The sequence below is a fragment of the Pseudomonas sp. P4_C8 genome (assembly GCF_056401975.1).
In genome coordinates this window covers 15491-27439 of record NZ_JBFUIH010000040.1, presented here as the reverse complement: position 1 = coordinate 27439, position 11949 = coordinate 15491, and the positions used below count along the sequence as shown (strand labels likewise).

Below are 11949 nucleotides of genomic sequence, written 5' to 3'. Positions count from 1 at the left end.
CTTATCTGATCACTTGTCTTTGGGGAAGACAGTGCCGAGGTTGCGCCAGTTTTCGTTGGACGCCTGGGCATCCTTGTTCCAGTCCGGGTAGGTGCTCATCATGTCGGGCACCTGGGCCGGCCACCAGCACGGGTCGGAGCAGCCATACAGGTCGGCTTCCATCGGCTGGCACAACGACGACACCCCGCCAAATGCATCGATTTCCCAACCTGGGTCGGTGGTCGAGGCGCAGCCCGCAACGGAGCTCATCGCCACCACTTCTTCGATACGGTTTTCGGCCGCGGCCTCATCCAGTTTCAGCGCTTTATTATTGATTGCCTTGAGATGTTTCATATCAGTGAGCCTTGCGCGGAGTGATGTAGCTGCTGATAAACGCAGGGTTATGGGCCATGATCCGGGTGTAGACCTCGATGCCGAAATCGACCCAGTCACGCATCAGTTCGCAGTAGTGATAGGTCGGGTGGGTCGGGTCGCCGTATCGGGCGTAGCTCTCGTGGTAGCAACCACCGGAGCACAGGTTGCGGATCTGGCAGTCCTCGCAACCGGTGTTGGTGCGGTCGAGGCGCTGGGACAGGAAGTCGTTCAACTCCACCTGTTTGACGCCACTGTGCACGTTGCCGAAGGTCGGCAGTGATGAACCGGTGAAGCGATGGCACAGGTTCAGCTCGCCCTTGTGATCCACCGCCAGCATCTTCAGGCCCGCGCCGCACGGCAGCGCTTTTTTGTGGCCTTCGTGGATGTCGGTGATCAGCTGGTGCAGGTTGGAAAAACCGATGTTGCGATGTTCCAGCGCGGCTTCCAGGTAACGCCGACCGAGCTTCTTCATGTTGGCGAAGACTTCGATCAGCTCGTCGCTGGACAGGTTGAAAGTGCTGATGTCGCCCGACGTCACCGGGGCAAACCCGACTTCGGCAAAACCGAGTTCGTTGAACAGGTGATCCCAGATGGTTTCGACATCGGTGACGCCAGTGGTCAAAGTCACCCGCGCGCCAACTGGACGGCTGTTGTAGCGCGACAGCAGCATCTCGGCCTTGCGCCGCACCACGTCATACGTGCCCTGCCCGCCCACGGTGATGCGGTTGCGGTCGTGCACGGTTTTCGGCCCGTCGATACTGACCGAGAGCCCGAAACGGTGGGCGTTGAGGTAGTCCACGGTTTCTTCAGTGAGCAGCGTGGCGTTGGTGGTCATGACGAATTCGACGAACTTGCCGGCCTCGCGGAAACGTTTCTCGCAATAATCGACCATGTATTCGATCAGCTTGCGGTTGCTCAGCGGTTCACCACCGAAGAACACCACGGTGAAACGCTCTTCGTCCGGGGATTCGCGCAGCAGCATTTCCACCGAGGCGACCGCCGTTTCGACGTCCATTTTCTTGCCGGCCGACGGCTTGTCGAGGTCTTCCTTGTAGCAGTAGGTGCAGCTCAAATTGCAGCCGGTGTTGACGTTGAGCACCACGGTATTTATCGCGGTGCGTTCGACCCGTTTGGTGCCGATGTCCGGGGTCAGTGGCGAACCGTCGCTGACCAGTTCCAGGGCCATCAGCTCACGCAAGGTCTCGGTGACTTCTTCGCCGTTGAACCGCGCCGCGAGGCGCTGGATCAGGTCGTCCGATGTGCAACCGGGACCGCGCAAGGCATCGATGATGGTGCCGGTCAGCTCATCGCTGGCGAACAGCGAACTGCTGGGGATATGAAACAGCATGCGGTCGGCGTCGACGTGCACTTCGTGCAGGTTCCGTTCAACCAGATTCAAAATAGCGCCCATTGCAACCTCCTGTGCAAACCCCGTCTGACGGGGCCTGCGGTCATTCCGAAAAGTGTCTGAAGCCGTATGGATCAGCCAACTCATGGAATGGGTGGATTGTTCCAGCGTTGCACGGTGACGATCATGTGGCCTTCGCCGGTCAGGGATTTCCCTGCGTCGTCGACGGCGGCGATCACCTTGAGATTGCCGGCGTTATTGGTGGACATTTTGCGCTGCGGGTTCGGCCCGGCATCGCCAGGGGTGAACACGCCGGTGTCAGCCTGCATGGTGCCGGCGAACTTGACGTCTTCGTCTTCCTTGGCGCGGTCATCGAAGGCTTCGACCTTCCATTGCGCCGGGAACACACCGATGCGATACGGCTTGCCGTCGGCGCCTTTGCCCCAGGCTTCAGCGTCGAAACGGCCCTGGACTTTCGGCGTTGAACCACCGCCCTCGCCGATCCGCGAGACCGAGAACTCCGGCACGACTTTGACTTCGGCGATTGTGCTGTAGACCGACAGGGTCGGACCTTTCAGTGAGCCAACGGAGACGTTGCGCAGACCCGGTTGGGCATTGGCGGCGGCCTTGAGTTTGACCTTGATCTGCTCAGGGCTTTGCGAGACGATTTCGACCACTTCCACACCTTTGCCAAAATCCGGTTTGCCGGTGAGGCCGCTGCCGATGAGGGTGACTTCGGTTTCGCTACCGACCTTCAAATAACCCGGCTGCACCGCCAGCAGACGGTTGGAACCCTGCTTGGCGGCAACGAAGTCCAGTCCGCGTTCATCATGCTCGGCCTCAAACATCCTGCCCTGCATCGCATTGCCTTGAACGGCGAACACCTGGCGCATGGTCACGCCGTCGATGGTCACGTTGCCGCGCCATTCATAACCGGTGTACAGAATTGCGCTGCCGTCGCCGTTGAACGGAGTGCCGTCAGCGTACTGGCCTTTCACGGCGACCTTGAAAGTGTCGCTACCGTCAGCGCTGACGGTCATCACACCGGCCAATTCGCCCTTGCCCGGCAAGTGGCCACTGAAGCTCCAGTCACCCACCAGCGCAGCGGATTTCGGCGCGACGCTTTGCCATTTTTTCCAGGCCGGGTTGTCCAGCGGATAACGCTTGGCCAGCAGCGGCACCATCTCTTTGCGAGCGATGTCGAACCAGTCGCGGTCCCGGGCCAGGGCCTGATATTCGAGGGACGGCCATTGGCCGAGGTGGAAGTTCACCAGACGCTCCCACTCCTGGGCCGGACGCCGTTGCAGGGCGACCCGCGCACCGGAGTGGCAGCGGCCACACATCTGACTGGTCTGATCGTCGAATTTCTCGACAGTATTGAGCCGGCGTTCCAGCGCATACCGCACGCCATCGGTCTCGCTCGGCGCCAGGCCTTGGGTGTCCGCCAGGTACTTGACCAGGGTGCGACGGTCGTCATCGCTGATCTGCAAACCATGCATGGTTTGCATCCGGGCGATGGTCATCAGCCAGCCTTCCGGGGTCTTGCGCTGGTGGCTGATGCGACTGAGGGCGTTATCGGCTTCGGGGGTGTGACAGCCCTGACAGGTTTCCTTGAGGATGGTCTGGGCGTCGCGGGCTGCCAAGCTATAAGGCGAATGCAGCGCCGCACAGGCGGCCACGGCCAGCAGGCTGGCGCTCAGGCCTGATCGGAGTTTTCTCTTCATCAACGTCGAACCTCGCACGGTGCGTTCTTATTGTTGTGGCTTATCGTTTTTATGGTTTCTACCGCCGGCGGCGAACCGCTGACGGAGGCAAGAGAAACGTCTGCGATGAGCAATACACGGAGCGTGCCAGCTTGCCGATATCCTTCTTTATCAATCAGTTGCGCGAAAACATCGGCGCTCGAACCGCTTTCGACGAGATCGCCTGCGTCTAATATCGCGACAGTTGTTGCAGTCTGAGACAAGCATAGATGCCCAGTTGAAACAGCTCATCGCCCGACGATTGACGGCCCGGGGATGCGAGTGCGAAATGATTGTTCATCGATTGCCAGCAAGGGGATAAAAAATGGCAAGCATCACTGTCTTGGCGGGGGACTTTCTGCAGGGTGATGGAGAGTACAGGGACGGCGTTTTCACCCTCAGGACGTCGCTTCACCCATGGCCCGGCCTCACCCTCCCACTCTCATCGTTCAAGCGTGTGGAAGTCGCTAACGAGCAGTCGATCAACAACATCAAGGATGCCATCGGGTTCGGCGTGGCGGGCGCCATGCTGCTGGGCCCCATCGGCGCGATTGCCGGGTTCATGTTGGCCGGCAAAGAGACGGAAGTGACCTTTCTGGCCACGCTCAAGGATGACAGGACGTTACTGGCGGCCGTCGATAGCAACACGTTCGAGGATATTTCCCGAAGAATCCCTTCATGATCACATCAGCAAGGGCCGCACCACACACGGTGGTGCGGCTGACGCAGGTTCAACTTAAAAACGTTGGAGGAACGCCTTTGTGTGCGTTGATCTCTTGCTGCATCTGCGCCACCAGCGTCGTAATTGCATGGGCAGTGTCCAGTTCCCAGACGGGAACGTTGGTCGCCACCAGGTCCACTTTGCCGGTCATGCAATCGCAGACCCGAATCGTCATTGACTGATCCGGGGCCATGCTGCAGGTGCATATCGAGGGCAGAAAACTCTGCTCAATGATGCTTTGAATCTCCAGGGTTGAAAGGTTCATCACAACCTCCCTTGCGCGAGATGTGTGGCCGGGGAGATGTTCCGTCATTTCACCCACCGAGCCAGAAAATTCTAGACCCCATCACCGAGGGTCTCAAGGTCGCAACCGGGTTGCTCGTCGTCTCAGCGGCTGTCGCAATTTGCGAAAAAAAGCCCCTGCATCCTTCCTTTTGCGTCTGGCGAGTCCCAGCCAATCAAAGGCTCGCCTGACCTTGCGGCGACTTGGCACAGGCATTGCGAAAGCCCTGTTCTCACGAACAATAAGAGGCTTCGCCATGTCGCTCCCTAATTTGCTTCCCGCCACCTCCGCGTTCATCCAGCGCGCACCGCGCATGCTGATCGGCGGTGACTGGGTCGAGGCCGCCGACGGCCAGACCATGCCCCTGCACAACCCGGCCACCGGCGAAGTGCTGTGTGTGGTGCCACGGGCTACACCGGACGATGTCGACCGTGCCGTACTCGCCGCGCGTCTGGCTTTTGATGATTCGGCCTGGACCCGCACCCGCCCACGCGAGCGGCAGAACCTGCTGTGGAAACTTGCCGACCTGATGCAACGCGACGCCGAACTGCTGGCGCAACTGGAATGCCTGAACAACGGCAAAAGCGCCGCCGTCGCCCAAGTCATGGACGTGCAACTGGCCATCGATTTCCTGCGTTATATGGCCGGTTGGGCGACCAAGATCGAAGGCTCCAGCGTCGAGGTGTCGTTGCCGTTGATGCCCAACGATCAATTCCACAGCTTCATCCGTCGCGAAGCGGTGGGCGTGGTGGGCGCCATCGTCGCCTGGAATTTCCCGCTGTTGCTGGCCTGCTGGAAACTCGGCCCGGCCCTCGCCACCGGTTGCACCGTGGTACTCAAACCTGCGGATGAAACCCCGCTGACCGCGCTGAAACTCGCCGAACTGGTACTGGAGGCCGGCTACCCCGAGGGCGTGTTCAACGTGGTCACCGGCACTGGCATCACCGCAGGCTCTGCCCTGACGCACAACCCGCTGGTGGATAAGCTGACCTTCACCGGCTCCACCGCCGTGGGCAAGCAGATCGGCAAGATCGCCATGGACTCCATGACCCGCGTGACCCTGGAGTTGGGCGGAAAATCACCGACCATCGTCATGGCCGACGCCGAGCTGAAAAACGCAGCAGCCGGTGCCGCCAGCGCGATTTTCTTCAATCAGGGCCAAGTGTGCTGCGCAGGCTCGCGACTGTACGTGCAGCGCAAGCATTTCGACAATGTGGTGGCAGACATCGCTGGCATCGCTAACGCCATGAAACTCGGCAACGGCCTGGACCCAAGCGTTGAGATGGGGCCGTTGATTTCGGCGCGGCAGCAGGAACGAGTGTTCGGGTACATCGAAAAGGGCCGGGAAAGCGGCGCGACCATCGCCTGCGGTGGCGAGCAGTTCGGACCGGGCTTTTTCGTCAAGCCGACGGTGATCGTCGACGTCGATCAGAAGCATTCTCTGGTGCAGGAAGAGATTTTTGGCCCGGTGCTGGTGGCGATTCCGTTCGATGACGAAGCCGATGCGTTGCGCATGGCCAATGACAGCCCCTACGGTCTCGGGGCGAGCATTTGGTCGAATGATTTGGCGGCGGTGCACCGGATGATTCCGCGGATCAAATCGGGTTCGGTGTGGGTCAACTGCCACAGCGCCCTGGACCCGGCGCTGCCGTTTGGCGGGTACAAGATGTCGGGGGTCGGGCGTGAAATGGGGTATGCGGCGATTGAGCATTACACCGAGTTGAAGTCGGTGTTGATCAAGCTCTGATTTGCGGCGCCCTTTCGGGCGCCATCGCGAGCAGGCTCACTCCCACAAGGGATCTGTGTTCAACACAAAACCAATGTGGGAGCGAGCCTGCTCGCGAAGGGGCCAGACCGGCCCCTACAAATCTCAGGGCTTGAACCCTTGAGCCAACAACCACCCCCGAACCACCCGCCCCTGCTCCACCGTCAACCCCGCCAATACCCGTTCCGCCGGTTCAGTGCGCAACCGCCGCACCAACGGCGCCACCTCGACCCCTTGCACATGCCAGATCCCCAATGGCTGATCCGCCGTGATCACCACCTCGGCCTCATCCACAAAACCATCCCGCAGCACCGGCGCTCGCTCAATCTTCAGCGCCGCAAAATCCGCCTCGGCATGGGCAACCTCAGCATCCGGCCAGCACCGCCGCGCCTGCCAGAAGGGCTGATCCAGCCAACGCTGTTCATCGGCGTAAAAATCGCGACCGATCCGCGCAAAGCGCAAAAACAGCTGCTCCACTCGCTGCTGATGAAAGCGCTGTGCCAGGGCCGTTCGCTCGGGTTTTCGCAACAGCGTGTTGATCAATGCAGGCGCCTGTAGCGCCGAAGACAGTGACTGAAAAATCCCGTTGCCCGACAGCGGATCCACCGCCATCGCCGCATCCCCGACCCGAATCCAGTGTTGGCCGCACACCTGCGGACACAGGATTGCGGTGCTGCTGCGGGCATGCAGTTGCACGTCGATTTCAGGCGTAGCCCCGAAAAACGCCTGAGCCATCGCCGAGCCCTGGCGCCGTTGACGACAATAGTCGAGCAATTGCGCCTTACCGGGCAGCCCGGCGCTGGCCACGTCCACCGTCCACTGCCAATAACACTGGCCGTCAGCCCGTCGCGCCATCCACGCCCAGCCATCCTCAAGGCTTTCAACCGCGCTGGCGGTGCTGCCCGGCATGGCCTGCCAGCGATTGAGCAGGCTGACCGTCTCCGGCCCTCTCAGGCCTTTGCCGAGCGCCGGCGCCTGACGCCCTCGGGCCTCCACCAGAAAGTCCGCGACCAGCGTTTCGCGCCCTTCGATCTCGATTCGATGCCCCGTCGCGTCAGTCTGAACCGTCAGCACCCGACCTTCGAACACCTCAACGCCCGCCAGGCGCAGGTCTTCGCGCAGGCCTCGGTCGAAGCCTGGACGGTCCAACAAAAACTCAATGTTCTGCGCATGCTGCTGACCGTTCCAAGACACTTGTCGCTGGGAAGGCAACGCCGCCTCCACCAACGCCTGATGCAGACCCGCGCCGCGCAAGGCCTCCAGCACCCGCAACGAGACACCTTCCAACGCGGCAAACCGGCGCCACTCGCTGACCAGCGTCACGGGATAACCAAGCCGCCGCAAACCCAGGGCCACCGCAGCCCCCGCTGGCCCGGCGCCGAGAATCACAATCATGGCCCGATGCGCCGTTCAGGGCCGCGATAACGCGCGTGCTCGCGCAGCCACTCGACCACCTGCTCGTTGCTCGCCTCAGGGTGTTCGACCAGAAAAGCGGCGATGTGCCCGCTCAACGCCGCACACCCCAGGCTGGCGCCTGACTGCCCCGGATAGGTCCCATGCACACACGCAGCGAAATCCGCTTGGGCACTGTTGAGCCACGACCATTCTTGTTCGGCACAGCGCGCATCGCCGGTGACGCGCAGCACCTGCGGATAATTCGCCGGAAACACGCCTTCCCCCTGCGCCGGGCTCGATGCGCAGAGTAGAACCCCTCGCGCTACTGCCGCTGCACAGGCTTCGCGCAACAGGCTGCGATCCTGGCGCAAACCGAGGCTCAAATTGATCAACCGGACGTCCTGTGCCACCAGCCAGTCAATGGCGCTGGCGATCTGCAAGGCGCTGGTGACGCCGCGCTGGTCAAACACCTGGCCCACGCAAAACACCGCTGAAGGTGCCCGCCGTCCGATGGCTTCGATCACCGCGCTGCCGTGACCCAGGGGATCATCGCGTAAGTCGCTTTCGGCCAGTCCGTCCTCCAGCAACGAGAAGCGCCGGCCAGCGATGACCTGCACCTGCTGCGCCGCCGAATGGCCGCTGTCGACGACGCCGATTCGTAGTTCAGGCTTCATGCAGCACCGTTTTTGAAGTAAGCACGCCGTCGAGCAATTCAAACCGCAAATCGGCATCGGCCAGGGTTGAGGGGCGGTGGCTGATCAGGATTCGTGTACGTCCGGCAAACAATCGGTCGATGGCCTCGATCACTTCGCGTTCGGTGGCTTCATCCACCGCCGAGGTGGCTTCGTCGAGCACCAGAATCAGCGGGTCCTGCAAAAGCGCCCGGGCAATGGCGATGCGTTGTTTCTGCCCGCCGGACAACTGCTGACCACGCTCGCCCAACGGACTGTCGAGGCCTTCGGGCAATGATTCAATCAGACTATCGAGTTGCGCCAGCCGCGCGACTTCGGTGATTGCCTCGCGACTGGCATCCGGCACGGCGTAAGCGAGGTTGTCGGCGAGGCTGCCGCGAAACAAAACGATGTCCTGGCTGACCACGGCAATTCGCCGACGCAACTGGAACAGGTCCAGCTCCCGAAGGTCGACCTCCCCCAGCAACACTCGGCCCGACTGTGGATCATGGTGGCGTTGCAGCAGATCAATGAGGGTCGATTTACCGACTCCGGAGCCGCCGCTGAGGGCGACTTTCAAGCCGTAGGGAATGCGCGCTTCGATACCGCGCAAGGTCGTCGGGCGACCGGGATGGCTGAAGTGCACATCGTCGAATCGCAGGTCACCGCAGGCAGGCATCGGTTGCGGTTGGACCGGCGTCAGAACGGTCGGCTCTTCACCGCGCAATTCCATCACGCGCCCGAGGCTGACAGTCATCCGTTGAATGGCGACGTAGAGGCCGAGCAGGCTCTGAACCGGTCCGACGGCCATGCCCAGGTAGGTAGAAAACGCGATCAAGGCGCCCAACTGCCAAGTCCCCTGCACCACCCAGTAACCGCCAATCAAAAACGCACAGGCACGGGACAACGACGTCAATGTGCCCGGTACGGCCTGGGTAAAAAACTCGGTGACTTGCAGGCGCAGCAATTGGCTCATGTAGCCGTGGCCCAGCGTCTCCAGCCGTCGTGCTTCCCGCTGTTGCTGGCCGGCGGACTGAATGAACTTCATCACCGGCAGCGTCTCGACCATGAACGAGGACATGTCCGCCGAGCGCTCGCGCAATTGCCGCACATCGCGCTCGACCTTACGTCGCATCCAGCGCAGCCAGAGCACGTCGAGGGGGATCAGCACCAGCGCGAGCAACGAGAGTTTCCACGACAGGGTCAGCAACATCGCCACCGCGCAGACCAGGCCGATCACGCTCGACACCGCCGAGAACAGCGAGTCCACGGCGAAACGCTGGATCTCGGCGACGTCGCCATCCAGACGCGACATCAGGTCACCGATACGCCGCTGCCCGTAAAAGCTCGGCGAGAGCGTCTGCAAATGCCGATAGAGATCATCGCGCAGGGCAAACAGAATCCGCCCGGACAATCGCGTGTGCAGGTAGCGATTGATGCCCGACAGCGCCGTGCCGAGCAGCCCGGCAACGATCATCAGCCCGGCAATCAACACCAGCATCGGAAAATTGCGCGCCAGCAAGCCATCGTCGATCAGGAGCTTGGTGAGCCACGGTTGCACCAGCACCAGCAGCGAGGCGCACACCGATAAACCGAGCAGCCCGGCGATGGCCAGACGGTGCGGTCGCACAAAGCTGTAGAGCCAGCGCAATGCCGCTTGCAGGGCTTCGGGACTTTGGCTGTCGATCAGCCGAACAATCAGGCGCTGCATCACGAGCGCAACTGTTTGAGCTTGCGATACAGAGTCGCGCGACTGATGCCCAACGCGTCGGCGGCGGCCGAGACGTTGCCCTGGTGGGTGTCCAGGGACTGGCGAATCAGCTCCAATTCATTTTCACGGATGCTGCCGGCCTGGGGCCGTTCGGTCGCGGTCAAGTCGTCGAGCATGCTGTCGGGCAAGTGGTCGAGGGTGAGGACGGTCTCCCCCGGTTCGCGCATGGCCAATGCGGTGCGCAACACCATTTCCAGTTGGCGGATGTTGCCGGGCCAGTGATAACCGCCGAGCAAGCGGCTCAAATCGTCATGCAGGACAACGGTCGGGGCATCAAGCCTGGCCAGCAATCGCCCGACCAGGGCACTGAAATCTTCGCGCTCGCGCAGGGCCGGAAGCATCACGCTGATGCCGTTGACCCGGTAGAACAAGTCTTCGCGGAAGTGTTTTTCTTCCACCAGGCGCTTGAGGTCGCGGTGTGTGGCGCAGATCAACGCGACGTCGATGTCCTGCTCTTCGCCTGCCCCCAATGGTGCGACTTTGCGGTCTTGCAGTACCCGCAGTAAACGCGCTTGCAGGGCCAGCGGCATGTCGCCGATTTCATCGAGAAACAAGGTGCCACCGTGGGCCTGTTGCAGGCGACCGATCATGCCGCCACGGCGGGAGCCGGTGAAGGCACCTTCTCGGTAGCCGAACAGTTCCGACTCGATCAGGCCTTCGGGAATCGCCGCGCAGTTCACCGCGATGAAGGGTTTGTCGCAACGGGTTCCAGCCATGTGCAGAGCGCGGGCGATGACCTCTTTACCGGTGCCGGTTTCACCGAGCAGCAACACCGGTAATTCATTGGCCAGGCCTTGCCGGGCCATGCGCAAGGCTCGGGCATAACGCACGTTACTCCCGGCCAGGGACTCAAGGTCCGGCTGGGGCTTGACGGTTTTGGCGGTGCTGCGCGGTGGGCTGCTGATGCCGATCGAGCGTTGCGGCGCGCGCAAGGTTTTGTAGAAGAATTCGCCTTTGGCGGTTTGCAGGCTGCCGACGCCGCCCTGATGCAACCGCGACAAAAGCTGGAGCCCGTCGACCCCGAGAAATTCTTCGCACCGCCGACCGACCAGCGCCGAGCGTTCGGCGTGGAGCAACTGACAGGCCTGGGCACTGACCGCGAGGATCTGACCGCCAAGGCTCACCGCCAGCAGGCCTTGCCACGGGGATTCGAGGTATTGGCGACGGCTGTGGAAGGCCAGCACGATTTCGTCGGGATAACTGGCGTTGAAGACGCGGCTTTCAATCTGGCTGACGGCCATGGCCAGCAACGCGGTGCTGTCGTGAGCGCGACCGAGCGGGCCTTCGCGGGTCAGGTCGAGCACGCCGAGCATGCCGCCCTGCGGACAATGGATCGGTACCGAGGTGCAGGAGAAATCGGTCAGGCGATCGAGGTAATGCTCGCCGCAATCGATCATCGTAGGTCGGGCTTCAACCAGTGCGGTGCCCAGCGCGTTGGTGCCGCGAGCGGCTTCGCTCCAGCAGGCGCCCAAGGTGATGTCTTGCAGGCCGCTGCCTTTGAGGCGATCGGCGCGTCCTTCGACGGCGAGAATGGTGGCGTCGGAGTTGGCGAGGATGATCAGCCCTTCCTTGCCCTGACGTTCGGCCAGGTAATCAATCGCCGGCAATGCCGCGTCGATCAGCAGTCGGTTGCTGGCCAGCAGCACGTCGAGGCTGGCGCTCGATTCCAGCGCCAGCTCGTGCTTTCCATTGAAATGCACGCCATGACTGAGGCTGCGCCGCCACGACGCATCGATTTCCGCGCGCAATACGCCATCGGGAACTTCGCCCTCCAGATGGAGTTTTTCCCGGGCCAGCCGGGCTTCGTGGTGACGTTTCGGTGGTGTTGTTTTTATTGGCGTCATCAAGCGCTCCGAATCGGTCCGCCCTGCGCTTTTTTTAGTTCAGCGCCCTGCCGCA

10 protein-coding genes are annotated in these 11949 nt (G+C 61.7%); 2 read left to right on the top strand and 8 right to left on the bottom strand.

The window, feature by feature from the left end; genetic code table 11:
• Positions 1 to 9 precede the first annotated feature (9 nt).
• The 3 genes from qhpC to peaA form a co-directional block, all read right to left on the bottom strand.
• The gene (gene qhpC / locus AC1DWM_RS22945; protein ID WP_008145336.1) at positions 10 to 333 is read right to left on the bottom strand and encodes a quinohemoprotein amine dehydrogenase subunit gamma; all 324 of its coding nucleotides are present in this window, start codon (positions 331 to 333) and stop codon (positions 10 to 12) included.
• Between the two features lies 1 nt (position 334).
• A complete protein-coding gene (gene peaB, locus AC1DWM_RS22940) occupies positions 335 to 1765 on the bottom strand; it encodes a quinohemoprotein amine dehydrogenase maturation protein (protein ID WP_477796190.1) in 1431 nt (476 codons plus the stop codon).
• 80 nt (positions 1766 to 1845) lie between these two features.
• Positions 1846 to 3426 carry a quinohemoprotein amine dehydrogenase subunit alpha gene (peaA, locus tag AC1DWM_RS22935; protein WP_477796189.1) on the bottom strand — a complete coding sequence of 527 codons (1581 nt, stop codon included), beginning with the start codon at positions 3424 to 3426 and terminating at the stop codon, positions 1846 to 1848.
• 343 nt (positions 3427 to 3769) lie between these two features.
• On the opposite strand from peaA, the gene AC1DWM_RS22930 reads away from it, so the two are divergent.
• A complete protein-coding gene (locus AC1DWM_RS22930; RefSeq protein ID WP_223514223.1) occupies positions 3770 to 4126 on the top strand; it encodes a hypothetical protein in 357 nt (118 codons plus the stop codon).
• A gap of 49 nt (positions 4127 to 4175) precedes the next feature.
• On the opposite strand, the gene AC1DWM_RS22925 is transcribed toward AC1DWM_RS22930, so the two are convergent.
• On the bottom strand, positions 4176 to 4430 hold the full coding sequence (locus tag AC1DWM_RS22925; RefSeq protein ID WP_223514221.1) for a DUF1652 domain-containing protein: 255 nt from the start codon (positions 4428 to 4430) through the stop codon (positions 4176 to 4178).
• A gap of 274 nt (positions 4431 to 4704) precedes the next feature.
• On the opposite strand from AC1DWM_RS22925, the gene AC1DWM_RS22920 reads away from it, so the two are divergent.
• Positions 4705 to 6195 (top strand): aldehyde dehydrogenase family protein, encoded by a 1491-nt coding sequence (locus AC1DWM_RS22920; RefSeq protein WP_477796188.1) that lies wholly within the window; start codon positions 4705 to 4707, stop codon positions 6193 to 6195.
• 123 nt (positions 6196 to 6318) lie between these two features.
• Here AC1DWM_RS22920 and qhpG read toward each other — a convergent pair whose 3' ends face one another.
• From qhpG to AC1DWM_RS22900, 4 genes are read right to left on the bottom strand one after another with little or no spacing between them, the layout of a single operon-like run.
• The gene (qhpG, locus tag AC1DWM_RS22915; RefSeq protein WP_477796187.1) at positions 6319 to 7608 is read right to left on the bottom strand and encodes a flavin-dependent monooxygenase QhpG; all 1290 of its coding nucleotides are present in this window, start codon (positions 7606 to 7608) and stop codon (positions 6319 to 6321) included.
• Entirely contained in the window at positions 7605 to 8282 is a 678-nt protein-coding gene (gene qhpE / locus AC1DWM_RS22910; RefSeq protein ID WP_477796186.1) for a subtilisin-like serine protease QhpE, read from the bottom strand. Before qhpE ends, qhpG begins: the two co-directional genes overlap by 4 nt.
• Positions 8272 to 9990, bottom strand: a complete 1719-nt coding sequence (locus tag AC1DWM_RS22905; protein ID WP_477796185.1) for an ABC transporter ATP-binding protein — start codon at positions 9988 to 9990, stop codon at positions 8272 to 8274. The genes qhpE and AC1DWM_RS22905 overlap by 11 nt, the downstream gene beginning before the upstream one ends.
• Entirely contained in the window at positions 9990 to 11894 is a 1905-nt protein-coding gene (locus AC1DWM_RS22900) for a sigma-54-dependent Fis family transcriptional regulator (RefSeq protein WP_477796184.1), read from the bottom strand. Before AC1DWM_RS22900 ends, AC1DWM_RS22905 begins: the two co-directional genes overlap by 1 nt.
• Positions 11895 to 11949: the final 55 nt, after the last annotated feature.

Bases quoted from the DNA above. Each gene is read 5' to 3' on its own strand.
- qhpC (WP_008145336.1), bottom strand. From the start codon at position 333: ATGAAACATCTCAAGGCAATCAATAATAAAGCGCTGAAACTGGATGAG.
- peaB (WP_477796190.1), bottom strand. From the start codon at position 1,765: ATGGGCGCTATTTTGAATCTGGTTGAACGGAACCTGCACGAAGTGCAC.
- AC1DWM_RS22925 (WP_223514221.1), bottom strand. From the start codon at position 4,430: ATGAACCTTTCAACCCTGGAGATTCAAAGCATCATTGAGCAGAGTTTT.
- qhpE (WP_477796186.1), bottom strand. From the start codon at position 8,282: ATGAAGCCTGAACTACGAATCGGCGTCGTCGACAGCGGCCATTCGGCG.
- peaA (WP_477796189.1), bottom strand. From the start codon at position 3,426: ATGAAGAGAAAACTCCGATCAGGCCTGAGCGCCAGCCTGCTGGCCGTG.
- AC1DWM_RS22905 (WP_477796185.1), bottom strand. From the start codon at position 9,990: ATGCAGCGCCTGATTGTTCGGCTGATCGACAGCCAAAGTCCCGAAGCC.
- AC1DWM_RS22900 (WP_477796184.1), bottom strand. From the start codon at position 11,894: ATGACGCCAATAAAAACAACACCACCGAAACGTCACCACGAAGCCCGG.
- qhpG (WP_477796187.1), bottom strand. From the start codon at position 7,608: ATGATTGTGATTCTCGGCGCCGGGCCAGCGGGGGCTGCGGTGGCCCTG.
- AC1DWM_RS22920 (WP_477796188.1), top strand. From the start codon at position 4,705: ATGTCGCTCCCTAATTTGCTTCCCGCCACCTCCGCGTTCATCCAGCGC.
- AC1DWM_RS22930 (WP_223514223.1), top strand. From the start codon at position 3,770: ATGGCAAGCATCACTGTCTTGGCGGGGGACTTTCTGCAGGGTGATGGA.